General features: G+C 67.0%; 18 protein-coding genes and 1 pseudogene. 12 read left to right on the top strand and 7 right to left on the bottom strand.

Annotated features, from left to right (window positions below; translation table 11 throughout):
• Positions 1-135: 135 nt before the first annotated feature.
• Complete coding sequence (locus CFB47_RS35300; protein WP_089464004.1) at positions 136-1,188, bottom strand: LacI family DNA-binding transcriptional regulator; 1,053 nt, start codon at positions 1,186-1,188, stop codon at positions 136-138.
• Between the two features lie 143 nt (positions 1,189-1,331).
• Between CFB47_RS35300 and CFB47_RS35295 the strand changes: the two genes are divergently transcribed.
• The 3 genes from CFB47_RS35295 to CFB47_RS35285 are packed head-to-tail and all read left to right on the top strand — an operon-like array spanning position 1,332 to position 4,861.
• Entirely contained in the window at positions 1,332-2,654 is a 1,323-nt protein-coding gene (locus CFB47_RS35295) for an LLM class flavin-dependent oxidoreductase (RefSeq protein ID WP_089464003.1), read from the top strand.
• 47 nt (positions 2,655-2,701) lie between these two features.
• Entirely contained in the window at positions 2,702-3,673 is a 972-nt protein-coding gene (locus CFB47_RS35290; RefSeq protein WP_089459387.1) for a sulfonate ABC transporter substrate-binding protein, read from the top strand.
• A 33-nt stretch (positions 3,674-3,706) separates the two neighbouring features.
• Entirely contained in the window at positions 3,707-4,861 is a 1,155-nt protein-coding gene (locus tag CFB47_RS35285; RefSeq protein WP_089464002.1) for a porin, read from the top strand.
• A 17-nt stretch (positions 4,862-4,878) separates the two neighbouring features.
• On the opposite strand, the gene CFB47_RS35280 is transcribed toward CFB47_RS35285, so the two are convergent.
• Positions 4,879-5,469, bottom strand: coding sequence for a dimethylsulfonioproprionate lyase family protein (locus tag CFB47_RS35280; protein WP_089464001.1), 591 nt, complete (start codon positions 5,467-5,469; stop codon positions 4,879-4,881).
• 603 nt (positions 5,470-6,072) lie between these two features.
• Here CFB47_RS35280 and CFB47_RS35275 point away from each other — a divergent pair.
• The 8 genes and pseudogenes from CFB47_RS35275 (at position 6,073) to CFB47_RS35240 (ending at position 16,093) form a co-directional block, all read left to right on the top strand.
• On the top strand, positions 6,073-7,362 hold the full coding sequence (locus CFB47_RS35275; RefSeq protein ID WP_089464000.1) for a glycine betaine/L-proline ABC transporter ATP-binding protein: 1,290 nt from the start codon (positions 6,073-6,075) through the stop codon (positions 7,360-7,362).
• Positions 7,359-8,247, top strand: a pseudogene (locus CFB47_RS35270) (ABC transporter permease). The gene CFB47_RS35275 and the pseudogene CFB47_RS35270 overlap by 4 nt, the downstream one beginning before the upstream one ends.
• A 153-nt stretch (positions 8,248-8,400) precedes the next feature.
• Complete coding sequence (locus tag CFB47_RS35265) at positions 8,401-9,282, top strand: glycine betaine ABC transporter substrate-binding protein (protein ID WP_089463999.1); 882 nt, start codon at positions 8,401-8,403, stop codon at positions 9,280-9,282.
• Positions 9,283-9,409: 127 nt separating this feature from the next.
• The gene (gene glyA / locus CFB47_RS35260) at positions 9,410-10,705 is read left to right on the top strand and encodes a serine hydroxymethyltransferase (RefSeq protein ID WP_089463998.1); all 1,296 of its coding nucleotides are present in this window, start codon (positions 9,410-9,412) and stop codon (positions 10,703-10,705) included.
• A gap of 161 nt (positions 10,706-10,866) precedes the next feature.
• Positions 10,867-11,754, top strand: a complete 888-nt coding sequence (locus tag CFB47_RS35255; protein ID WP_089463997.1) for a dihydrodipicolinate synthase family protein — start codon at positions 10,867-10,869, stop codon at positions 11,752-11,754.
• Positions 11,755-11,760: 6 nt separating this feature from the next.
• Positions 11,761-13,092: an FAD-binding oxidoreductase gene (locus CFB47_RS35250; protein WP_089463996.1), complete on the top strand. Its 1,332-nt coding sequence runs from the start codon at positions 11,761-11,763 to the stop codon at positions 13,090-13,092.
• A gap of 16 nt (positions 13,093-13,108) precedes the next feature.
• Complete coding sequence (locus CFB47_RS35245; RefSeq protein ID WP_089463995.1) at positions 13,109-14,602, top strand: aldehyde dehydrogenase; 1,494 nt, start codon at positions 13,109-13,111, stop codon at positions 14,600-14,602.
• 489 nt (positions 14,603-15,091) lie between these two features.
• On the top strand, positions 15,092-16,093 hold the full coding sequence (locus tag CFB47_RS35240) for a LysR substrate-binding domain-containing protein (protein ID WP_089463994.1): 1,002 nt from the start codon (positions 15,092-15,094) through the stop codon (positions 16,091-16,093).
• Between the two features lie 43 nt (positions 16,094-16,136).
• Here the strand turns inward: CFB47_RS35240 and CFB47_RS35235 are convergent, their stop codons facing one another.
• The 5 genes from CFB47_RS35235 to CFB47_RS35215 form a co-directional block, all read right to left on the bottom strand.
• Complete coding sequence (locus CFB47_RS35235; RefSeq protein WP_089463993.1) at positions 16,137-16,874, bottom strand: OmpW family protein; 738 nt, start codon at positions 16,872-16,874, stop codon at positions 16,137-16,139.
• 154 nt (positions 16,875-17,028) lie between these two features.
• A complete protein-coding gene (locus CFB47_RS35230) occupies positions 17,029-18,981 on the bottom strand; it encodes an acyl-CoA synthetase (RefSeq protein ID WP_089463992.1) in 1,953 nt (650 codons plus the stop codon).
• A complete protein-coding gene (locus CFB47_RS35225; RefSeq protein WP_089463991.1) occupies positions 18,978-19,934 on the bottom strand; it encodes a fumarylacetoacetate hydrolase family protein in 957 nt (318 codons plus the stop codon). The genes CFB47_RS35230 and CFB47_RS35225 overlap by 4 nt, the downstream gene beginning before the upstream one ends.
• A 36-nt stretch (positions 19,935-19,970) precedes the next feature.
• Complete coding sequence (locus CFB47_RS35220) at positions 19,971-21,041, bottom strand: VOC family protein (RefSeq protein ID WP_089463990.1); 1,071 nt, start codon at positions 21,039-21,041, stop codon at positions 19,971-19,973.
• A gap of 12 nt (positions 21,042-21,053) precedes the next feature.
• Entirely contained in the window at positions 21,054-22,745 is a 1,692-nt protein-coding gene (locus CFB47_RS35215; RefSeq protein WP_089463989.1) for a bifunctional 3-(3-hydroxy-phenyl)propionate/3-hydroxycinnamic acid hydroxylase, read from the bottom strand.
• 136 nt (positions 22,746-22,881) lie between these two features.
• Here CFB47_RS35215 and CFB47_RS35210 point away from each other — a divergent pair, with 136 nt between their 5' ends.
• Positions 22,882-23,652 (top strand): TetR/AcrR family transcriptional regulator, encoded by a 771-nt coding sequence (locus CFB47_RS35210; protein ID WP_089463988.1) that lies wholly within the window; start codon positions 22,882-22,884, stop codon positions 23,650-23,652.
• Positions 23,653-23,741: the final 89 nt, after the last annotated feature.

The raw sequence follows: 23,741 nt of genomic DNA, 5'->3' as shown, positions 1-23,741 counted from the left end.
CACGCGTGCACGGCGCCATCGGGCCGGGGCAACGCCGAGCGCCGCGTACGCGCGCCGCCGTGACCGATGAAGGCGCGATGACGCCTTTGGGTCTACGTTCGCTGAACTTGAAAGCCGGTTCGTTGCCTTCGGCCGTTAACTGCTCGCCCGGATAATCAGTTCGCACGACATCGGTCGCTGGCCTTTGCGAAGCGTCTCGAACGCCGGCGGATCCTCCTGCAGAAGCTGGAAGATCCGCGCGGCCGCCGTGACGCCGATTTCACGCGCGGGCGGCCGCACGGTCGTCAGGCCCGGCGTCAGCATTTCCGCCATCGGATAGTCGCCGAAGCCGACGATCGCGCATTGCTCCGGCACGCGAATGCCCGTGCCGGGCGCGGACAGCAGCGCACCGAACGCGAGGTTGTCGTTCGCGAAGATGATCGCGTCGGCCGTGCGGCGGGCCGAACACAGCGCGAGCAGCGCCTCGCGTCCCGCGTGCATCGGCTGCGCTTCGGTCGGTGCAAACACGATCGGCTGACGCCCATGCTCGCGCATGATCTCGGTATAGCCATCGCACCGCTCGCGCGCGCTTGCGTCGCCCGCCGCGCTGTTCAGCACGAACGCGATGCGTTGATAGCCGCGTTCCACCAGATGACGCGCCGCGATGCGTCCGGCTTCCTGGTGCACGAAGCCGATCTGCAGCGGTTTGCGCCGCGGCTGGAAGTCCCACGTTTCGAGCACGGGCACCTGCGTCTGCTCGATCAGTTCCTCGGTGCCCGGGGAATGGAAGTGCGACGTGAGCACGAGTGCCGCCGGCGACCACCCGAGCAATCCACGCACCGCGTTCTCCTCGAGATCCGTCGAGAAATAGCTCGATGCGAGCAGCAACTGGTAACCGTGTGCGGTGACCTCGTCGCTGAAGCTCTGGATCGTGTTCGCAAAGATGGGCCCCGAGATGTTCGGAATGACCATGCCGATGACACGGCTGCGCGCCGAAGCGAGGCCGCCGGCGACGAGATTCGGCACGTAGCCGAGTTCAGCGACCGCATCGGCGATCCGCTCGCGCAGCGGCGCGGACAGCCGCGCCGGATCCTGGAAATAGCGCGACACGCTGATCTGCGACACGCCGACGTGCTCGGCCACGTCGCGCAGGGTCAGGCGTCCCGACGTGCGGCGGGGACGCGCATCGCTTTTAGTCGAATCGGACATATGTTCCGCTGATTTCGTTATTTGACGCGGCTCATTCGCCACGGGAAACTGCCTGCCAATGTTAGCGCTAACCAAACGTGGTCGCCAGCACGAAACGATGCACGGCCCGGTGGTGAGGCGCTGCTTTCGCGACAGGATATCGGATGACGACAGCTTCCCGCCTCATGCATCTTGGGGCCTTTCTGATGGAGACCGGACATCATGCGGCCGCGTGGCGGCATCCGGACGTGCAGGCCGATGACGGCACGGATTTTCGTGGGTATGCGGCGCTGGCGAGCACGGCGGAACGCGCGTGCTTCGACGCGATCTTCGTCGCGGACAGCGTCGCCGCGAACGTGGGCGACGGCGCCGCGCGATCGGCCCGTTCCGACCGGCTCGATCCGCTGACGCTGCTGCCTGCGCTCGCGGCGGTCACGGAGCGCATCGGCCTGATCGCCACGGCGACGACGACCTACAACGAGCCGTATCACATCGCGCGCAAGTTTGCGTCGCTCGACCACATCAGCGGCGGGCGGGCCGGCTGGAATCTCGTGACGTCCGACAACGCGGCGGAGGCGCGCAACTTCGGCCGCGCCGAACACGTCGGTCACGACGAGCGCTATGCGCGCGCCCGGGAATTCCATCGCGTCGTGACGGGCCTGTGGGACAGCTGGGCCGACGACAGCTTCGTGCGCGACAAGGCGAGCGGCGTGTACTACGACGCGTCCACGCTGCGCGTGCTCGATCATCGCGGCCCGCATTTCTCCGTGGCGGGCCCGCTCAACGTGCCGCGTCCGGTGCAGGGATGGCCCGTCGTCGTGCAGGCGGGCTCGTCGGAGGCGGGGCGCGACCTCGCCGCGCAGACGGCCGACGTCGTGTTCACCGCGCACGCACGGCTGGATGCCGCGCAGGCGTTCTACCGCGACATGAAGGCGCGTGCGGTTGCCGCGGGCCGCGCGCCGGGCGACGTGAAGATCATGCCGGGCCTGTCGGTCGTCGTCGCGCGTACCGACGACGAGGCGCGCGAGCGCTTCGATGCGCTGCAGGCGCTCGTCGATCCGGTCGCGGGCGTCGCGATGCTGGCGCGGATGCTCGGCAACTTCGACCTGTCCGGCTATCCGCTCGACGGTCCGTTGCCCGACTTGCCGCTCACGGACAGCGGCCAGCGCAGCCGCCAGGCGCTCCTGAGCGCGCTGGCCGGCGACGAGCGCCTGACGATCCGCGAACTGGTGCTGCGCATCGCGGCCGGACGCGGGCACGTGACGGTGGTCGGCAGTGCGACGACCGTGGCCGACCTGATGCAGTCGTGGTTCGAGCGCGACGCGGCCGACGGCTTCAACGTGATGCCGGCCGAACTCCCGGGCGGCCTCGAAGCGTTCTGTTCGCTCGTCGTGCCCGAGTTGCAGCGGCGCGGGCTGTTCCGCACGGCCTACACCGGCCGCACGTTGCGCGAGCATCTGGGGTTGCAGCGACCGGTGCGGGCGTAGCGCACCCATGCGTCCCGTCGAATCCATCCGATAAGGAATCTCCGATCATGAAATTTTCCCGACGTTCGTTTCTCCGCACCGCACAGGCCGCAACCGTGGCTGCATTCGCTGGACCATTCGCCGGCGGCGCGCGTGCCGACACCGGCCGCACGCTGCGCATCGGCTACCAGAAGGGCACGCCGCTCACGCTGCTGAAGGCGCAGCGCTCGCTCGACAAGCCGCTCGCCGCGCGCGGCTTCGACGTCGCATGGACCGAATTCCCGGCCGGCCCGCCGCTACTCGAGGCGATGAATGCCGGCTCGATCGATCTCGGCTATACGGGCTCGCCGCCGCCGATCTTCGCGCAGGCGGCGGGCAGCCGGATCGTCTACCTGGCGGCCGAACCCGCCGGCCCGCACAACGAGGCCATCATCGTGCTCGACGGCTCGCCGCTCAAATCGGTCGCCGACCTGAAGGGGCGGACGGTGGCATTCGCCCGCGGGTCGAGTTCGAACTACCTGATCGTCGCCGCGCTCGAAAAAGCCGGCCTCACCTATGCGGACATCAAACCCGCCTTTTTGTCGCCCGCCGACGCACGCGCGGCCTTCGAAGGCGGCAAGGTCGACGCGTGGGTCATCTGGGATCCGTATCTCGCGGTCGTCCAGCAGACGCTCGGCGTGCGCACGATCGCCGACTATGCGTCGGGCATCGTGCAGCCGTACAGCTTCTTTCTCGGTGCGCCGGATTTCGCGAAGGCCCACCCCGAGGTGCTGTCGGACGTGCTGTCGGCGGTCGCGCGCGGCGACGCGTGGACGGCCGCTCATCGCAGCGACGCCGCACAGTTGATTGCTCGCGAGATCGGCGTGCCGCAGCCCGTCGTCGAGCGCTATCTCGCACGATCCGCATTCGGGCTGCTGCCCGTCGATTCGACCGTGCTCGGCGCGCAGCAACGCGTTGCGGATACGTTCCGTCGAGCGAACGTCATTCCGCGTGCGATCCAGGTCGCCGACATTGCACACCCGGTTTCCTTCACCCGCTGACTCGATACTCCACTCGCTCGCAGAGCCGCTGTCATGAACCGACTCGCTTCCCGTACCGCCGCCATCCGTCCCGTTCGCCGCGCCGCCGCATTGCGCTGGCGCCTTCGCTTCACGCCCCGGCTGAAAACCGGGCTGCGCACGGCCGGTGCGGTCGCGCTCGCCTGCGCCAGCCACACCGGGCACGCGCAGTCGACGCTGGTCATGTACGGCATCGTCGATGCAGCTGTGCAGTACGGCCGCTTCAACAGCACGACCGGAACGACCGCGTCGGCGGCCAGCGGCAACCTGCAGGCGTCGCGCTTCGGGCTGCTCGGCAAGGAAGATCTCGGCGGCGGCTATCGCGCGAACTTCCGGCTCGAGACGGGCTTCAATCTCTACTCGGGGATGGGGGGCGGCGCGACGGAGTTCAATCGCGGCGCATCGGTCGGGTTGTCGGGGCCGTTCGGCAGCGTCGACGCCGGCTATCTGTACCTGCCGATCTACTGGGTGTTTCTCGCGTCCGACGTCGGCACGTACGGGCTCGCGAATCCAGCCGCGATCATGTCGCTCGAACACACGACGACGCTCGGTTCGAGCGGCACCGGCGGGTTCTACCGGAACGCGGTGCGCTACCGGACGCCGGAAGCGCTCGGGGGCTGGTCGAGCGAGATCGGTTATTCGTTCGGCGCGCAGGACCCTGCGGGGCAGACGCTGAACGCGCGCAACGTCGGCGCGAACCTCCAGTACGCGAAGAACGGCGTGCTGGTCGGCTATGGCTTCAACCGCTACCAGTACTATGCGAGCGCGACGGCATCCGACGCGTCGTCGCAGCTCACGCATGTACTGACCGCCGCCTACGATTTCGGTCGCATGGTGGTGGGCGGGAATTACGTGTATTCGAAGCGTACCGACGGCACCGGATGGTTCGCGTCCGCCGCGTTGCTCAACGCGCGCGTGCGCGTCGGGTTCGGCGACATCAACGTCGGCGTGTCGCGGCGTATCGAGAATGGCGATGCGCGTGCGATCGCTTGTGATGTCGGCTACGTGTACTACCTGTCGAAGCGCACGCAGTTGTATGGCTTCGCGACGACGATCCTGAACAACGGTCATTCGACACAAGGATTCGCGCTGCTGAACACCCCGGCGGCGACGGTGACGCCGGGGTTCGACCCATGGGCGGTGACGGCTGGCATTCGAACGTCGTTCTGATCGCGACGATCGACGGTTCAATTCAGCAGGCACCAGATCGCGAGGAGCGGCGCGTCGCCGGAGCGCATCGCATGCAGCGCGCCGGGCGGGTTGTGGATGCCGCCGCCGATCCCGGGATCGAACCAATCGCCGTTCTGCTGCCGGAATTCGCCGGCGGTCATCAGCACGTAGGCCTCCTCCGGCGCGTGGCCGTGATCGGGGTAACGCACGCCGGGCATCATCAGCGAGAAGCCGAGTTGAATGTCGTCGCGGCTTTCGGCGCCGCCGGGCCCGCAGATCATTCCGTTCACGTGCCCTTCGATGTAGTTCGGGCTACCGTCCTTTCCTGATGTACGGCGCGTCCAGCCGACGACCGGCTCCAGCGACACGATCAGCCGCGCGACGGCGGCGAACGTCGGGTTCACGCGTGCGACGGCCTGGAGCGCCGGGCCAAGCCATTCGCATGCGGGGTAGCGCACTGCGTTGCGCACGCCGTTGTCCGACGGCTGCTGCAATCGTGCGAAGACGTGCGGCGCGAACGCGCGCGCGGCGGCGGGCAGCCTTTCCGACTGGAACAGTTCGCCGGCGATCCGGACGAAATCCGCGATGGGCTTCGGACGTTCATGCATGCTGCTTGCTGCTCCCTGAGCGATGTGGGCCGATCAGCGAAAGTCTAGGCAGAAACCTGTCGGTGCGGGCAGCGAAAAAGCGTGACGGGCTTGGCATTGGCCGCCATCTGCGTGCCGCGGTTGCGGTTCGGTCTGCGCGCTGTCGATCGACCGCCGCCGGCACCCTGATATGGGGGTAGCGGGCCGTTCGTCGCGTACGAATGGTCCAAAGCAGCTCGCGAAGTCGCTGGCCTGATTTCTCGGTAGTTTCCCTTAAATCCCCGCGTCGGGATTTTCCCCTAGCGGACGCTTGCGCGCGCTGTACGCGCCGCCGGGCCGCCGCCCCCGCAAAATACAGCACAGCCGCGCCGGCATTGCGTTTCGCCTATTTCGCACCGTTTTGCGGCGATCACGCCTTTTCGCCCCGAAACGATGCATTACCAAAGGTATGGAAAAGCGCACAGAAAATGTATCTGGAGCGACGAAATTGGATTGATACGCTGCATTCACTGCATCAGCGCCGTCAACCACGCAGGAGCGGCATCGTGCCTACGCCATGGGGGCGATCGATGACGACTCGGACGAAGTTCACGGCTTTCCTTACCAGTCAGTCGGGATGACAGAATGGCTCCAAATATGACGTTTGCGCCGGGCGACGTACTTCCCCCCGGAGCAATCCACGCCGGCGATGCGCCGTCGATTGCACGGTCGAGTATCGCGACCGGAACGGACATCCTGACCGTCAAGCACCTGTCGAAGATTTTCGGTCCGAAACCCGAGCGTGCGATCGAGATGATGAAGCGCGGCGTCGGCCGCAACGAGATCTTCGCGGAAACCGGCAACATGGTCGCGGTCAACGACGTGAGCCTGAGCGTGCGCGCCGGCGAGATCTTCGTGATCATGGGGCTGTCGGGTTCGGGGAAATCGACGCTCGTCCGATTGCTGAACCGGCTGATCGAGCCAACGGCCGGGCAGGTCGTGCTCGAAGGCCGCGACATCGCACCGATGTCGACGCCGGAACTGCGCGACGTCCGGCGCCAGAAGATGGCGATGGTGTTCCAGTCGTTCGCGCTGCTGCCGAACCGCACCGTGCTCGACAACATCGCGTACGGGCTCGAAGTCGCGGGGATCAGGAAGGCGCAGCGCTACGAGCTCGCGCGCGCGGCGCTGGAGCGCGTCGGCCTCGGCTCGTACGAAAAACTGCTGCCGAGCGAGTTGTCCGGCGGCATGCAGCAGCGTGTGGGCCTCGCCCGCGCACTGGCGGTGAATCCGTCGGTGCTGCTGATGGACGAGGCATTCTCCGCGCTCGATCCGCTGATCCGCTTCGAAATGCAGAACGAGCTGCTGCGCCTGCAGAAAGAAGAGCAGCGCACGATCGTGTTCATCTCCCACGATATCGAGGAAGCCATCAAGATCGGCGGCCGCATCGGCATCATGAAGGACGGTTGCCTGATCCAGGTCGGCACGCCCGCCGAACTGATCCAGACGCCGGCCGACGCGTACGTGCAGGACTTCTTCCGCAACGTCGACGTGTCGCGCTTCCTGAAGGCGTCGAGCATGATGACGCCGGTCGGGCGCGGGCTGCTTCGCTGCGATGCGCTCACGCCGTCCGACCGCTATCTGAACCAGCTGATCGACAGCGGCGCGGAATGCGGCTACGTGTGCGACGAATCCGGCCGTTACCTTGGCTGCGTCACGCCCACCACGCTGCACCGATCCGGCGCGAAGCCGATTCGCGACGCGTTCCTGAACGACTTCAACGCGGTGTCGATCGATACGGACCTGCATCGGCTCGCGTCGATCGCGCTGACGCAGCAGCACGACGTGCCGGTGACGGACCGAGTGGGACAACTGGCGGGCGTCGTGTCCTGCCGGACGATACTCAAGCAGATGATGCAACGGAGGGCAGCATGAATTCGTCGGTGATCGGGACGTTCGCGGAGAACGTCGTCAACTTTCTGTTTCTGCATTTCCGCGGGGGCTTCGACACGTTCTCGGCGGGGCTCGGCGCGGTCGTGAAGCTGCTCGAGGACGGTCTCGCCGCCGTGCCGTTCATCGCGATGGTCGTGATCCTGGTGGGCGTCGCACTGTGGCGCCGGGGCGTCGTGTTTTCGATCTTCGTCGGTTGCGCGCTGCTCGTCATCCATTACATGGGCCTGTGGGCGCAGACGGTGTCGACCCTCGCGCTCGTCACCGCGGCGACGTTCTTCAGCCTCGTGATCGGTGTGCCGCTCGGCATCTGGGGGGGCGCGCAACAACCGGATCGGCATGATCCTGCGCTCGCTGCTCGACTTCATGCAGACGATGCCCGCGTTCGTGTACCTGATCCCGGCCGTGATCCTGTTCGGGCTCGGACGCGTGCCGGCGGTGATCGCGACGATCGTGTTCGCGATGCCGCCCGTCGTGAGGCTGACGACGCTCGGCATCAGGCAGGTCCGCGAGGAACTGATCGAAGCCGGCCGTTCGTTCGGCAGCACCGACTGGCAGCTGCTGTGGAAGATCCAGCTGCCGAACGCATTGCCGTCGATCATGGCCGGCGTGAACCAGACGATCATGATGGCGCTGTCGATGGTGGTGGTCGCGTCGATGATCGGCGCGGGCGGCCTCGGCGAATACGTACTGAGCGGGATCCAGCGTCTCGACATCGGGATCGGCTTCGAAGGCGGGCTCGGCGTCGTGCTGCTCGCGATCGTGCTGGATCGCCTGACCGAGAGCTTCGGCGTGAAGGCGAAGAAGAAGGTGAAAAGGCCGCTCGCGCGTGCCGGCAACGCGGGGCCGCGCGGCGCGGCACGGACCTGACGGATACGGCAGTCGAAGATCATCGAAGGACGATGAAGCGCCGCGGCCACGGTGCCGCGGCGGAACCGGTGTAGCAGTGCGTGGAGACCGGAAACGCCGATCGAAGGCGTTCCTCATCTTCGAAAGAATCGCGTGATTAAAAAGGAGTACTAGATGAATGTCCATACGTTAAAGTCGCTTCTGGCGAAACTTGCCCTATCGACGGTAGTCGCCTGCAGCGCAGGTGTGGGTGCCGCGTCGGCGGCGGAGCCGGTCAAGATCGCGGTCACCAACTGGGCGGACGTGCTCGCGGTGGCCAACGTCGCGAAGTACGTGCTCGAGACGCAGCTCAAGCAGCCGGTGCAGTTCGTGCAGGCCGACATCGGCATCCAGTATCAGGGCGTCGCGCGCGGCGATCTCGACATCATGGTCGGCGGCTGGCTGCCGGTCACGCACGGCGCGTACTACGCGAAGTACAAGAACGACCTGGATGACGTGGGCATTATCTACACCGGCGGCAAGAACGGCTGGGCCGTGCCGACCTACGTGCCGGAATCGGCGCTGTCGTCGATCGCCGACCTGAACAAGCCGGAAGTCAAGAGCAAGCTGAACGGCACGATCCAGGGCATCGAACCGGGCGGCGGCCTGATGCAGGCGTCGGAGCGGACGATCAAGGGCTACAGCCTGGACGGCTACACCCTCCAGGCGTCGAGCGAGGCCGGGATGCTGGCCAGCGTGTCGCGCGCGTACCAGTCGAAGCAGTGGATCGTCGCGACGGTCTGGAGCCCGCACTGGCTGTTCCAGAAGTGGCAGATGCGTTACCTGAAGGATCCGAAGGGCACGCTGGGCGGTGAAGAGCAGATCCACGCGTTCGCGTCGAAGAAGTTCGCGGGCAAGTTTCCGCGCGCCGACGTGTTCTTCAAGCACCTGAAGCTGACGCTGGCCGACGTCGAGGCGATCGAGTTCGAAGGCAACAGCACGAACGACTACGCGAGCGCCGCGAAGAAGTTCGTCGACACCCATCCCGAGAAGCTGAAGGCCTGGCTGCAGCAGTAAGGCTACGCGCGCGCGCTGGCCGATGCCGGCGGCCCGGGCCTGGGGCCGTCACGACGGCGCCGGCCTTGTAGCGCGCGGTGCATTGAATCCACGCAGCACGTCACGAATCGCGTCGCGGAGTCACCAAGTGAACGAGAACGCCCGTTTTTTTTCCGAAACGCTCCAGAGCCGCGATCCGGTGATCGCATCTGAAATCGCGTTGGAGTTGCGTCGCCAGCAGACGCAGATCGAACTGATCGCATCCGAAAACATCGCGTCCGCGGCGGTGCTGGAAGCCCAGGGCACCGTGTTGACGAACAAGTACGCGGAAGGCTATCCGGCGCGCCGGTACTACGGCGGTTGCGACCATGTCGACCGGATCGAGGCGCTCGCGATCGACCGCGCGTGCGCGCTGTTCGACGCAAGCCACGCGAACGTGCAGCCGCACTCGGGTGCGCAGGCCAACGGCGCGGTGATGCTCGCGCTCGTCAAGCCGGGCGATACGGTGATGGGGATGTCGCTCGATGCGGGCGGCCACCTGACGCATGGCGCGCGCCCCGCGCTGTCGGGAAAGTGGTTCAACGCGGTGCAGTACGGCGTGAGCCCGGACACGCTGCGCATCGATTACGACGACGTGTGCCGGCTCGCGCAGCGCCATCGGCCGAAGCTGATCATCGCGGGCTATTCCGCGTATCCGCGCGCGCTCGACTTCGCCGCGTTCCGCGAGATCGCGGACAGCGTCGACGCGAAGCTGATGGTCGACATGGCGCATATCGCCGGCATCGTCGCGGCCGGCCGCCACCCGAACCCGGTGCCGTTCGCCGACGTCGTGACGTCGACCACGCACAAGACGCTGCGCGGCCCGCGCGGCGGTTTCATCCTGACGAACCACGCCGACGTCGCGAAGCAGATCAACTCGGCCGTCTTTCCGGGGCTGCAGGGCGGCCCGCTGATGCACGTCGTCGCGGGCAAGGCGGTGGCCTTCGCGGAAGCCCTGCGCCCGGAGTTCGCGCGCTATATCGACCAGATGCTGCGCAACGCGCAAACGCTCGCACAGGTGCTGGCGGCCGGCGGCCTGACGCTCGTTACCGGTGGCACCGACAACCACCTGCTGCTGGTCGACCTGCGCGCGCGGCGCATTACCGGCATGCAGGCCGAGAAGGCGCTGGAGCGTGCCGGCATCACCTGCAACAAGAACGGAATTCCGTTCGATACGGAAAACCCGACCGTCACGTCCGGGATCCGGCTCGGCACGCCCGCCGGCACGACGCGCGGCTTCGGACCCGCGCAGTTCGAGCAGATCGGCGACATGATCCTCGCGGTCCTGGCGGCGCTCGAGCGCAATCCGGACGGGGACGAGGGCGTCGAGCGCGCGGTCCGGACTCGCGTGCGCGATCTGTGCGCCCAGTTTCCGATCTACGCACACGCGGAGGCGTTTGCGTGATCGCCGGAACCGGATCGGGCGGACGCATGGTTCGAACCGCATGACGAATCGATCGGCGTGGCTGCGCGGAACACGCGTGGCGCGCGCCGACGTCTTGTCCAGTGCCGGCTCCTGCGTGGCGACGGGAACCGGGCACCCACTCACCTGAATGAGGAATTGAAATGAGCTTCGAGGGCGTACACACACCGCTGGTCACCCCGTTCGACGCGGACGGCGAAATCGATCACGCACTGCTGGGCCGGCATGCGGCCGATCTCGCCGGCCGCGTGTCCGGCCTCGGCATCGGCGGCACGACGGGCGAATACTATGCGTTGAGCTTCGACGAGCGCGTGCGCACGTTCGACACGGTCGCGGCTGCTGCCGGCGGCAAGACGTTCCTGACCGCGGGCATCAACGCGACGACGACGAAGGAAGTGCTGCGCCTCGGCCGCGAAGCGAAACGTGCGGGGCTGGATGCGCTGCTCGTGGCGGCGCCGTACTACGCGCAGCCGACGCAGCAGGAACTGCTCGCGCACCTGCTCACGATCGACGACGCGCTCGACATGCCGATCATGCTGTACAACTTTCCGGCCCGCACCGGCACCGAAATCGGTGACGGGATTCTCGAGACGCTGCTCGGGCGCGAGAATTTCGTCGCGATGAAAGAGAGCACCGGCGACATCGCGCATCTGCATCACCTGTCCACGCATTTCAGCGGCCGGCTCGTGCTGAGTTGCGGCATGGACGACCAGGCGCTCGAGTTCTTCGCATGGGGCGCGCGCAGCTGGGTCGGCGGCGCGTCGAATTTCCTGCCGGAAGCACACACCGACCTGTTCGATGCGTGCGTCACGCGCGGCGATTTCGCGACCGGCCGCAAGCTGATGACGCAATTGCTGCCGGTGCTCGAACTGCTCGAGCGCAGCGGCAAGTTCATTCAGTACGTGCGTTACGGGTGCGAGCTCGCCGGTTTGCCGGTCGGAGTCGCACGCGCCCCGCTTGGCGCGCTGTCGGGCGACGAGCGCGACGCGTTCGCGAAGCTCGTGAAGCCGCTGCTGCGCAACGGCCGGTAATTCATCATGCGTTCGAATCTGGAATTCGCGCGGTTTCCGGCGCCGGACGGTATGAACGGCTGGTGGGAGAGCCTGCCGCCCGCACCGGACGCGCGCACCGTCACGTCCGACGGCCGGTTCGACTGGGTCGTCGTCGGCGGCGGCATCACGGGGCTGTGCGCGGCGCGCCGGCTCGCGGAGCTCGCGCCCGGCGCGTCGATCGCGCTCGTGGAGGCCGACCGGATCGGCCGCACGACCGCCGGGCGCAATTCCGGATTCTTCGTCGACCTGCCGCACGACATCAGCAGCGAAAGCTACTCGCGCAGCATCGACGAGGACCGCGCCGACGTGCGGTTCCAGCGCCACGGCATCGACTATGTGCGCGACATCGTGCGGCGCTTCGGCATCGATTGCGACTGGCGCGACGACGGCAAATTCCACGCGTCGGTCAACAGGAAGGGCGCCGCGGCGCTCGCGCATTTCGCGGACGGCCTGTCGCGCATCGGCGAAGCGTTCGAGTGGCTCGACCAGCCGGCCATCCGGGCCGTGACCGGCACCGACTTCTACACGGGCGCGCTGTTCACGCCGGGCTGCAGCACGGCGCAGCCGGCCGCGCTGATGCGCGGCCTCGCGGCCACGCAGCCGGACAACGTGACGGTGTACGAGCTCAGCCCGGTCACGCGGATCGAGCCGCGCGGCGACACGCGCGCGCTGCATTTCGCCGGCGGCACCCTCGTCGCAAAGCAGGTCATCCTGTGCACGAATGCGTACGCAGCGACCTTCGGCATCCATTCGAACGGATTGCTGCCCGTCTATACGTTCGCGTCGCTCACGCGGCAGATGCATGCCGACGAAGTCGCGAAGCTCGGCGGAACGCGGTCGTGGGCGGTGATTCCGGCCGATCCGATGGGCACGACGGTGCGGCGCCTGATCACCAATCGCATTTGCGTGCGCAACCATTTCGCGTTCAGGCCGGACGTGAGGGTGTCGCCTGCGGATCTCGCGAAGGCGCGGCATCTGCATCAGCGCTCGTTCGAGCGCCGCTTCCCGATGCTCGGTGGCGTCGAACTCGAATATACGTGGGGCGGGCCGCTGTGCCTGTCCGCGAACAACGGCGCGCTGTTCGGCAAGCGCGACGACGGTCTCTACGAGGCGATCGGCTGCAACGGTCTCGGGCTGAGCCGCGGATCGTCGTCCGGCAAGCTCATCGCCGAATACGCGCTCGGCGAATCGAACAGTTTCGTGCAGCAGTTGCTGAAGCAGCCGCATCCGCGGCCGCTGCCGGTTCGGCCGCTCGTCGACCTTGCCGTGTCGGCGACGATCTGGGCCAAGGAATTCTCGGCCGGTGCCGAGCTTTGATCATTGAGGAAACGACATGACGACCCATCAGGAGTGGAAGCAGAAGGCGAATGCGTTGTCGCTCGACGGCCGCGCGTTCATCGCGGGCGAGCGCAGTGCGGCGGCGTCGGGCGAGACGTTCGCGACGCTCAACCCGGCGTCGGGCAAGGTGCTCGCTGAAGTCGCGCGCTGTAACGAGCGCGACGTCGATCGCGCGGTCGCGGCTGCGCGCGAAGCATTCGAGTCGGGTGTCTGGTCGAAGTCCGCGCCCGCGCATCGCAAGGCGGTGTTGCTGCGCGTCGCGCAGCTGATCGACGAGCATGCGGAGGAACTCGCGCTGCTCGAGGCGCTGGAAGCCGGCAAGCCGATCGGCGAGTGCCTGGGGCTCGACATTCCCGAGTCGGCCGCGTGCATCCGCTGGCACGCGGAGGTGACGGACAAGCGCTACGACGCGTTGTCGCCGTCCGGCAGCGGTGTCGTCAGCATGATCACGCGCGAGCCGATCGGTGTCGTCGGCGCCGTGCTGCCGTGGAATTTCCCGGCGCTGATGCTCGCGTGGAAAATCGGCCCCGCATTGTCGGTGGGCAATAGTGTTGTCGTGAAGCCGGCCGAGCAGACGTCGCTGTCGACGCTGCGCATCGCCGATCTCGCGCGGGAAGCCGGCGTGCCGCCGGGCGTGTTCAGCGTCGTCACCGGGTTCGGCGGCGAGGCAGGCGAGGCGATTGGCCGTCATCCGGACGTCGATCTCGTCGCGTTCACCGGCTCGACCGCAACCGGCAAGCGCTTCCTGCACTACTCGGCCGATACGAACCTGAAGCGCATCGTGCTCGAATGCGGCGGCAAGAACCCGCAGGTGATCCTGCCGGACGTCGCGAATCTCGACGCGGTCGCCGAACAGGCGGTCGCGGCCGCATTCTGGAACATGGGCGAGAACTGCAGCGCCGGCTCGCGGATCCTCGTGCCGTCGAGCCGCAAGGCGGAACTGCTGGAGAAGGTTCGGGCGGTGCTCGACGGCTGGAAGACCGGCGACCCGCTCGACCCGGACGTGAAGCTCGGCGCGCTGATCGAGCAGAAGCACTACGACAAGGTGCTCGGCCATATCGAGAAGGCGAAGGCGGAAGGCGCGCACGTGGTTCGCGGCGGGCAGGCAATGCTCGCCGAAACCGGCGGCTGGTTCGTCGAACCGACGATCTTCGACCAGGTGACGCCCGAGATGAGCATCGCGCGCGACGAAGTGTTCGGGCCGGTCGTCTGCTTCATCGAGTACGACGACGTCGACGACGCGGTGCGGATCGCGAACGATACGTGCTACGGGCTCGCTGCGTCGCTCTGGACCGACAACGTGAACAGTGCGCACAAGGTCGCCGCGCGCATTCGCGCGGGAACGGTCACGGTTAACTGCTTCGGAGAAGGCGATCTTTCGACGCCGTTCGGCGGATTCAGGCAGTCGGGGTTCGGCGGCCGCGACAAGTCCGTGTACGCGCACGATCAATACTGTGAGCTGAAGACCACCTGGCTGAAGCTCGACTGAGTGTTGCCGAGCATGCGGCATCGCAGGCCCGTACGGCCCGCGATGCCGGTTGGCGGAGCGGTTTCGGCGGCGCGCGCTCTGCCGCCGATCGACCACGATGTCGTGCTGCACCCTGTTGCGCGGGCATGGTCATCGGCCGATCGCCGGCTCGCGCCCTGCAGGCGGCGCGCGAAGGAAGGCGCGATGTGCGCCCGGCGGCGTGCGGCGCATCGGCCAGGCGCGGAGCGGAGATGTCTGCCGAGCGTGCGTGTTGCGGCCCTCATCATCGCTTCCGATAATAGCGATGCGGTGCACAATCGATCGAAAATGGCGTCATCGTGACGCCGTTTGCGCGGCCGAGCCGCTCTTGCGAGCCGCCCGACCGATGTGCAGGCTGCAATATCAGCCAATTGAAAGGTTTGCGACGAGACTGACTGAGGGCAGCCGGCGGGACTGCCGTCGACGCGTTCGTCGGCGCAGCGTCCGACCGCCGTTTTGAGAGTGGAAGCCATGTTGAAGAAGCAATTGTTTGCCGACCGACTTCTCGCGCAGATGCCGTCGCTTCGCGCGCTGCGCTGCTTCGTGACGGCGGCGCGCTACGAGAGCTTCACTCAGGCCGCCGAAGTGCTGTGCGTGACGCAGGCCGCGATCAGCCGGCAGATCAAGGAGCTCGAGGATTCGCTCGACGTCGCGCTGTTCGAGCGCACGGGCAGGCATATCGCGCTGACGGATGCCGGGCGGGTCCTGTACAACGCGTCGTATCTGTCGATCATGAACATCGCCGAGGCGGCGGAGGCCGTGCGCCGGACCGACAAGCACGCGCTGATGGTCTGCGCATCGCACACGTTTTCCGCACTGTGGCTGTCGTCGCGATTGCCCGCGTTTCGCGAGCGGTTTCCGGATATCCAGCTGCACGTGATCGTCACCGAGCATTTCATGGAGCTCGACGGCCTCATCGAGCCTGACGTGATCATTACGAAGAACCCGCCGCGCGCCCCGGAGTTCGAAGCCGAACCGCTGTTTCACGACATCGTGTATCCGGTGTGCAGCCCGTCGTTTCGCGAGCGGCATTTTCATGGCCGGTCGCTGAAGCCGCTGGACCTGCTGTCGTGCCCGACGCTGAACCTGTCGATGCTCGGCCGCGCCCAGGTGTGCGAGCACGTCGACTGGCGCGTGTGGCGCAACTGGTTCCAGCAGAGCGACGGCACCGATACGCTGGCCGGGAGCAAGTATCTGGAAAGCAACGACTACCGGCTGCTCGTCGCGCAGGCCGAGGCCGGCGAGGGCACGCTGCTGGGCTGGCACCACCTCGTGCACCGGCAGATCGACGCGGGCGTGCTGGTGCGCCCGGTGCAGGATGTCCTCGTGTTTCGTGATCGCCATCATTACCTGATCACGCACAGGAATGCGCACTCGCGGCCGGAGTACCGACTGTTCCGTCAGTGGCTGCGTGACGAGGTCGCCATCATGATGCGCGACTGGCTCGATGCCGGCGTCGAGATCGGTCGATAGCACGCTGCCCCGGCCAGCCTCGATCGGCATCCGGCCCGCTCTGCTAGAACGTATAGGCGACGTTCAGGAACACGCTCAGCGGATTGAGCCGGAGCGTCGAGGTGGACACCACCGGCGTGCCGGTCGCGGTTTGTCCGTACAGCGTCAGGTGGGTCTTCACCGGCATGTAGTTGACCGAGGTGCCGACCGACCAGTGCTTCGTCAGCGCGTAATTCGCGCCGATCTCGAACACGGGGTTCCATGATGCGCTGAGGGTCGCGCGTGCCGAGCCGCCTGGCCCGAAGCTGTCTGAAATGAACTGGCTATTGGTCGCGCGAACCTGCGTGAACCACGTATAGTTCACGCCGATGCCGAGGTACGGACGGAATGTCGATGCGGCTGCAAAGAGGTGGTAGCGAAGCTCGATCGCGGGCGGCATCGGCCGTGTCGTGCCGAGCGTGCCGTACTTCTGCAGGGTGCCGTCGCCGATCAGGTTCACTTTCAGCGGCATGCCCAGAAGTATCGCGACACCCAGATTGTCCGTGACGTAATACTCGGTCGTGATGCCCATCGTGTCGGTCGAACTCGCATGTGCGCCGGTGCCGGCCACTTGCTGATCGACCGCGACGCCGCCGACACTTTGCACGGTCAGCGGCGTCGCGTCCCCCTGCGGCGCAATGTGCAGCCATCCCACCGACGTCGTGATGCTGCCGGCCGTCTGCGCATCCGCGCGGCCCGCCAGCGAAGCCAGGCAGATACAAGCCGCCACGTTTGCTGCACTCATCGTCCTGTTGAAATTCATCTCGTGTCTCCTCCGTCTCGATCCGTTTTGCGAATGACGATTCAGTTTTGAAAGTTCATACGGATTACTGATTAAATAGCTCGAACTACCTTGAAGCGCGATAGTCATCCGGGCGACTGGTAATCTTCCGTCGCCCGGAATCCGTCGTTGTCGGTCAGGCTGACCGCATCGGTTGCGCGGCGATCGAGATCGAGAATGCAAACGGGAAACGCCCGAGCACCGAGCGCGCGGCGGCCTCGAGCGCCGGGTCGCTCAGTGTGAGCGCGACCGACATCCTGCCTGCGTCGTCGGTGTTGACGTCGAGCGACGTGCACGGCGCGCCTGCCTGAGCCAACGCGGCGTGCAGCGCATCGCGTGTCTCGCGGCGCTTGAGCTCGGGCTTGAAGATCTTGCCGACGCCCGTGAGCGGGATGGCCTCCACGATCCGCACGTGCTTGGGCACCGCAGCCCGTTCCGCGATTTCCTGCTGCATGAACGCGGCCAGATCGTCCTCCGTCGCGTGCATGCCGGGCTTGAGCTGAACGTACGCGACGGGCAGCTCGCCGGCATGCGCATCGGGACGCCCGACGGCCGCGGCGACCTGCACGGCCGGATGCCGATGGAGCGGTTCCTCGATCGCCGCGGGATCGATATTGTGGCCGCCGCGAATGATCAGTTCCTTCTTGCGGCCGGTCAGCCAGAAGTACCCGTCGGCGTCGCAGCGGCCGAGGTCGCCGGTGTTCAGCCAGCGCCGGCCGTCGCCGAGATCGAGCCACAGCCCGTTGTTCTGGTCGGCACGCAGGTAGCCGCTGAACACGTTCGGCCCCGCGATGACGAGCAGCCCCACCTCGTTTGCCGCGCAATCGCGCACATACCGTCCCGCATCGTCCACGACGACCGTCTTCATCGCCTGGAACGGGAGGCGCAGCCCGATCGAGCCCAGCCGGCGCTCGCCGGTCGGCGGATTGACGCTGCTCACGCACGTTCCTTCGGTCAGGCCGTAGCCTTCGAGGATCCGGATCCCCGTTTTTTCCTGGAATGCCTTGAACACGCCGACGGGCATCGGCGCCGCGCCGCACAGGCCGTATTCGAGCGAATCGATCGCATGACCGTCGACGGGAACGTCGAGCAGCGACGCATAGAGCGTCGGGACGCCACTGAAGAAATTGATGCGATGGTGTTCGACGATTTCCCAGAAATGTTTGACGACACCGTCTCCCCGGTAGCCTTGCGGCGTCCCGAGCACGACATGGGCGCCGCGCGAGAACGGCAGCAGGCCGGTCACCATCGCGGCATTGACGTGAAAGAGCGGCAATCCGCAGAACGTCGTCTTGCCGGGGCCGATGCTGTCGCCGAGGAACCGGCTCGCGCTCCATGCGTTCGCGACTTCGTTGCCGTGGCTGCGCATCGCGATTTTGGGCAGGCCCGTGGTGCCGCCGGTACAGAAGAACGAGGACATGTCGTCGGGGCGGGCGCGGCGCGGATGATCCAGCGCGTCGCCGGATTCCCGCGCGATCGCCGTACCGAAGTCGTGGATCTCGATGTGGGCAGGCACCGCGGCGCGCAAGCCGCCATCGTCGCGCTCGCCCGCCAGAGTGCCGGGTGGCACCGTGCGGCCGCGCACACGATCCGCCGGATCGACCAGCACGAGGTGCCGCAGCGACTCGACCCGATCGACGATCGTGGCCGCTTTCTTCCAGAGATCGATTCCGGGGAACGGCGCGAGCGTGACGAGCACGCTCGCGCCGGACGCCTCGAGCAGCCTCGCGATCGCTTCGCCTTCCAGCAGCGGATTGATCGCGCAGACGATGCCGGCCGCCTGCCCGCCCCAGATCACGAAATGCGTTTCCGGAAGATTGGGCAGCACATAGGCGATCACCGAATTCGCGCGCACGCCGATGCGGGTGAACATGTTCGCCGTCCGCGTGATGTCGCGCACCAGCTCGCGATAGGTCCAGCGCTCGACGTCGCGGTGGGCGTCTGCGGTCGGAATGAAGGACAGCGCGGGCGCGGACGGGTCGATCGCCGCACCGGCGCAAATCATCTCGTACGTGCTGGCGGGCAGCGCCGGCGGAAGGCCCTGCGCTTCGATCGCCAGCACGTCGTCGTGGGTCGCGATGCCGTTCATGCCGCTTCGTCCATGATTTCGTTGCGTTGCACACCCAGATCGATCGTGCCGTCACGGCTCGCGATCCGCGCTTCGACGATGTCGCCGGCCTTCAGGTACTGCGTGCGTCCCGCCTGCACCTTCATGAACATCTTCCACTTGACCGATTCGGGAAAGAGCGCGACGGCCCGCTGCTTGAGCGGCGACGGAATGCTGAGGGCGCAGCCGGCCGGCGTACCGGTCGCGAGCAGGTCGCCGGCGTGAAGGTCGTGCACGCCCGACAATTCCGTCAACGTCTCGGCCGGGCCATAGACGAGGTTCGACGTCGAATCCTGCTGGCGCACCGCGCCGTTGACCGTCAACGTCAGGTCGAGCGCCTTCAGCTTCGGGAAGTCGCGCCGCTCGAGCAGGCACAGATAAGGGCCGACCGGGCCGAACGTCCGGAAGCTCTTGCCCTTGTAGAACTGCATCTGCGGGATCTGGACGTCGCGCGCGGAATAGTCGTTGACGATCACGGTGGCGGCGACGTAGTCGTGCAGGTTCGCGTCCGTGATCCGCTGGCGGCTCGTGATGTCGCGCTTGAGGACGAGGCCGAGCTCGATCTCGTAGTCGAGAAACCGCACGTGCCGCGGCTTCACGACCGGCGAATTCGCGGCGACGATGCAACTCGTCGCCTTCGTGAAGATCATGTTGAACTTCTTCGCATCCGGATCCATGCCGGATTCGATCATGTGCTGGCGATAGTTCGCGCCCTGGCAGACGAACTGCTGGTTGGCGGTGACGGGGGGCAGCCATTCCACGTCCGCCTCCGGAATCGTGGGTCCGTCGAGCGTGACGAGCCGCTCGACCGGGTTCGCCGCCAGAAAGCGTGCGGTCGTATCGAAGTCGCCGGGAATCGGCGTGACGGCGCCATCGGCGACGACGCCCCACTGGGCGCGGCCGTTGTGCCGGAAGTGCAGGACGAGCAGTGACATGAGTGGGTCTCTCGTGAGTCGAACAGGCGGTCGGAGTCAGGCGAACAGTTTTGCGAGGGTCAGCAGCTTGCCGAGCGTCAGATCGGGGCTGCGGCGCAGGTTGCGAAGCAACGCGGCGATGCTCGACGGCGTGAAGCGCGGCTTCGTGAAGCTGCGCGGCATCGTCGGGCCCCACTGCGCCATCGCTTCGCGGCTCACCGGATGGATACCGGTGGGTTCGTCGGCGGTAAACAGGTCGCCGTCGCAGTAGTGCTCGTGCTTGGCGCCCCACGGGTCTTGCCAGTAATCGAATACCTGGCTGCCGAGAATGTGCCGCCCGATGCCCCACGCGTGGGTCCAGCCGGCATCGCGCAGCATGCGCTGGCCCATGCCGAGCGCGTCGGTGTCGACGACCTCGAACGCGCTGTGGCTGTAGGTCGACACGAAGCCCTGCGCGAGCGCGAGCGTGTGATGGTCGGCCGGCGTGTCGCCGCGGTCGAGCCGCATGAACGCGACCGCCGGCGAACCGTCCGGCAGCACCTGGACATCGCTCGGGATGAAACCGAAATGCCGCGTGTACCACGCGCACGTTTCCTGGAAATCGGCGATCTCGAGCACCACGTGGCCGATCCGGACGATCTCCGGCGGCGCGGCGGGCGGGCGCTGCGTGTCGTTGATGCGAACGCGCGCATCCACGGAGTTGAACGCGAGCGGCGCGCGGTGCGCCAGCGCCGGCAGTCGCGTCATGCCGGCCACCGCATCGACGCGAAAACCGGCCGGATCGACGAGCCGCACGCGCTCGCCGCCGCCCGGCCACGCCGACGGCTCGATGCCCGACGCACCGGGCACGGCGGTCAGCGCATGGAGGTCCGCGCGGCTGTCGACCTCGAGCCCGAACCCGGCAAACGCCGGCTTGGGCGCGCGGCGCACCACGTAGCAGAAGCCGGACGCGCCGGTGGCGCGCAACAGCAGCAGGTCGGCATCGCGCGATGTGGTTCGCAATCCGAAGTCATTCAGGAAACGTTCGGCTTCGTCGAGATCCGGGCGCTCGAAGACCAGGTAGGCGAGGGCGGCGGCTTTCGTCGTCGGCCGCGGATGGCGGGCAGGCTGGGCGGTGGTGAGTTTCATGGCGATGGAGGCTCAGGAGGGACGGACGACGGATGAAACGGGAACGGGCATGGCGCGCGGCGCCGCGCCGAGCAGCGACAGGCTGTCGAGCACGATGCGCTCGACGTCGGCGGCCGGCCCGTCGTGGACGACGGTCTTGTCGGGGCGCACGACGGCCACCCAGCCGACCCGCGCCATGCCGGGAAGGAAGGTGCCGTCCAGGTCTTCCCAGCAATCGCGGCCGCCGCGATCCTGGCGCTGGCCGCGTTGCGCGATCCGCACGATGGTGCCGCCGGCGCCCGCCAGCGCGGCTGCGGCGTCCGCGGTGAGCCCGACGCGCGGGTCGCAGCCGAAGCCGACCAGCGTGTAGCCGTTGCCGAGCACGTCGTCGCTCAGGCGCGCGGTGCCGTCGGCGCCCCTCAGCCATCCCTGTGCGAGCGTTGCGCCGCGCGTGAGCTTCGCGCCCGAGCGGCCGCGCACGAAGAGCCCGGTGCGGAACGCGTTCTTCGGCTTGATGCGCAATTCCTCGAGTTGCGCGCGCAGCACCGGCACGCAGCGCAGCGCGCGCATCAGTCCGTGCGTGGCGAACGCCAGGGCCGCGTTGCGCGGCATCACCAGGCGCCCCATGAGTTTCGCGAGCCGGATCATCGCGCGCGCGTGCGGCCGGCGTTCCGCGTCGTACGTATCGAGAATGTGCGGATCGGCGCGGCCGAGCACCACCCATGCGAGCTTCCAGCCGAGGTTGGCCGCATCGCGCAGCCCGGCGACGAGCCCCTGGCCGACGAACGGCGGCGTGATGTGCGCGGCGTCGCCCGCGAGAAAGACCCGGCCGTTGCAGAATGCGTCCACCGTGCGCGCGTGGAAGCGATAGACCGCCTTGCGCTCGATGGTGAGTTCGTCGACGTTGCCCCACGGCGCGAGCAGTTCGCGAATGCGGGCATCCGACTCCATCTCGTCGCGGCGCTCGCCCGGGTGCAGCATGAACTCCCAGCGCTCGCGCGCGCCGGGCGCGACCATGTGCGGCGTCGGGCGCCGATGGTCGCAAATGAATTCGACATGATCGATCGGCTGCGGCACGTGACGCGCATCGACGATGAGCCAGTCCTCGGCATAGGTCTTGCCGTTGAACTGCTGGCCGATCAACTGGCGCACCTGCGAGCTTGCACCGTCCGCACCGACCAGGTAGCGGGCGCGGACCGTGTGCCCATGGCCATGCTCGTCGGTCAGCGACGCAACGACGCCGTCGCGTTCCTCGACGAAACCTTCGAACGTCATGCCGAGCGCGACGTGCACGTTGGCGCGCTCGCGCAGCCGCGCGCGCAGGCAGCGTTCGAGATCGGGCTGGTAGAACGTGACGAGTTTCGGATGGCCGTCGAGCGTGCCGAGCGTATCGATCCGCGCGAATTCACCGAGCGCGGGCGAGCGCATCCGGACGTACGGGATCGGCACCGTGTCGAAATCGCGTTCGTCGACGCCCGCCATCTGCAGGATGCGCAGCGCTTCGTTGTCGAGCGCGATGGCGCGCGGCGCCATGAAGATCCCGGTCGCCTTGTCGATCACCACGACCTTCACGCCGTAACGTGCCAGCAGGTTCGCGAGCGCCGCGCCGACCGGCCCGCACCCGACGATCAGGATGTCGGCCGCCGACGGCAGCCCGCACGCGCCGGACTGCGCCGCGCTGCCCGCGGCGCGCGAATGCGCGCCCCTTGCTTCAAATGTCTCCACCGTGTCTCCATTCGTCTGTCGATCTCGGCTGCCGCGTGCGATCGGATGTGTTTGATGACATTAAAGTCATAGATGATGACTTTGTCAATGTAGACATTTGAATCTATACTCGACCCATATCAGAACCGGATCCGTCATGTCGAACACTCCGAAACGCCGGGCACCCAAGCGTGCCGCCGCCGAGCCTGCCGTCGCCGTCGCTGCCGACGTCGCCGCGCCGGTTGCCGAAGAGCGCGAGCCGCGCGGGGCGCGGCGCAAGCGCGAAACCCGTGGCCGTCTGCTCGAGGCGGCGTTGAAGCTGATGGCTGAAAAAGGCATGGAAGGCGTCGCCATCAACGAGATCACCGAAGCCGCCGACGTCGGCTTCGGGTCGTTCTACAACCACTTCGAATCGAAGGAAGCGATCTACACGACACTCGTCGAGACGGTATTCGAGGAGTTCGCCGATTCGCTGGATCGCCTGGCGAGCGGCCTGTCCGATCCCGCGGAGATCATTGCGGTGGCGGTCCGGCACACGCTGATGCGGGCACGGCGGGAGCCCGTATGGGGTCACTTCCTGATACGCGAAGGTTTTTCCGCGCGGGTGCTGACGCTCGGCCTGGGCCAGCGCCTGCTGCGGGACATCGGGCGCGGCATCGCCGAGAAACGCTTCGTGGTCGCCGACCCGTTCATCGGCTTCCTTTCGGTTGGCGGTACGGTGCTGACCGCAATTGCGGCTGAGCTCAACTTCGTCGCCCCGGGCGCGCCGGCGGCCGGTGTGCTGCAGGAGCTCGGCTTCAGCGGCGAGCATTTCCCGGAACGCACGGCGGCCACGCTGCTGCAGACGCTCGGGCTCAAGCGCGCGGAAGCCGAGAAGATCGCGAGCCGGCCGCTGCCGGTCGTGGAAGCGGCCGAGACGGAGCAGTGACGCAGCGCCGTCGCCCGCTGCCAGGGCCCGGTGGGTCAATAGCGGATGAGCGGCAACACGGCGGCTTGGGCCGGAATGTGGCGGATGTT

The organism is Burkholderia sp. AU27893 (assembly GCF_002223205.1).
Classification (GTDB): Bacteria; Pseudomonadota; Gammaproteobacteria; order Burkholderiales; family Burkholderiaceae; genus Burkholderia.
This window is presented reverse-complemented; position numbering and strand designations above follow the sequence as displayed.

Coding starts and splice junctions, on each gene's coding strand:
- CFB47_RS35300 (WP_089464004.1), bottom strand. CDS start 1,188: ATGTCCGATTCGACTAAAAGCGATGCGCGTCCCCGCCGCACGTCGGGA.
- CFB47_RS35295 (WP_089464003.1), top strand. CDS start 1,332: ATGACGACAGCTTCCCGCCTCATGCATCTTGGGGCCTTTCTGATGGAG.
- CFB47_RS35290 (WP_089459387.1), top strand. CDS start 2,702: ATGAAATTTTCCCGACGTTCGTTTCTCCGCACCGCACAGGCCGCAACC.
- CFB47_RS35285 (WP_089464002.1), top strand. CDS start 3,707: ATGAACCGACTCGCTTCCCGTACCGCCGCCATCCGTCCCGTTCGCCGC.
- CFB47_RS35280 (WP_089464001.1), bottom strand. CDS start 5,469: ATGCATGAACGTCCGAAGCCCATCGCGGATTTCGTCCGGATCGCCGGC.
- CFB47_RS35275 (WP_089464000.1), top strand. CDS start 6,073: ATGGCTCCAAATATGACGTTTGCGCCGGGCGACGTACTTCCCCCCGGA.
- CFB47_RS35265 (WP_089463999.1), top strand. CDS start 8,401: ATGAATGTCCATACGTTAAAGTCGCTTCTGGCGAAACTTGCCCTATCG.
- CFB47_RS35255 (WP_089463997.1), top strand. CDS start 10,867: ATGAGCTTCGAGGGCGTACACACACCGCTGGTCACCCCGTTCGACGCG.
- CFB47_RS35250 (WP_089463996.1), top strand. CDS start 11,761: ATGCGTTCGAATCTGGAATTCGCGCGGTTTCCGGCGCCGGACGGTATG.
- CFB47_RS35245 (WP_089463995.1), top strand. CDS start 13,109: ATGACGACCCATCAGGAGTGGAAGCAGAAGGCGAATGCGTTGTCGCTC.
- CFB47_RS35240 (WP_089463994.1), top strand. CDS start 15,092: ATGTTGAAGAAGCAATTGTTTGCCGACCGACTTCTCGCGCAGATGCCG.
- CFB47_RS35235 (WP_089463993.1), bottom strand. CDS start 16,874: ATGAATTTCAACAGGACGATGAGTGCAGCAAACGTGGCGGCTTGTATC.
- CFB47_RS35230 (WP_089463992.1), bottom strand. CDS start 18,981: ATGAACGGCATCGCGACCCACGACGACGTGCTGGCGATCGAAGCGCAG.
- CFB47_RS35225 (WP_089463991.1), bottom strand. CDS start 19,934: ATGTCACTGCTCGTCCTGCACTTCCGGCACAACGGCCGCGCCCAGTGG.
- CFB47_RS35220 (WP_089463990.1), bottom strand. CDS start 21,041: ATGAAACTCACCACCGCCCAGCCTGCCCGCCATCCGCGGCCGACGACG.
- CFB47_RS35210 (WP_089463988.1), top strand. CDS start 22,882: ATGTCGAACACTCCGAAACGCCGGGCACCCAAGCGTGCCGCCGCCGAG.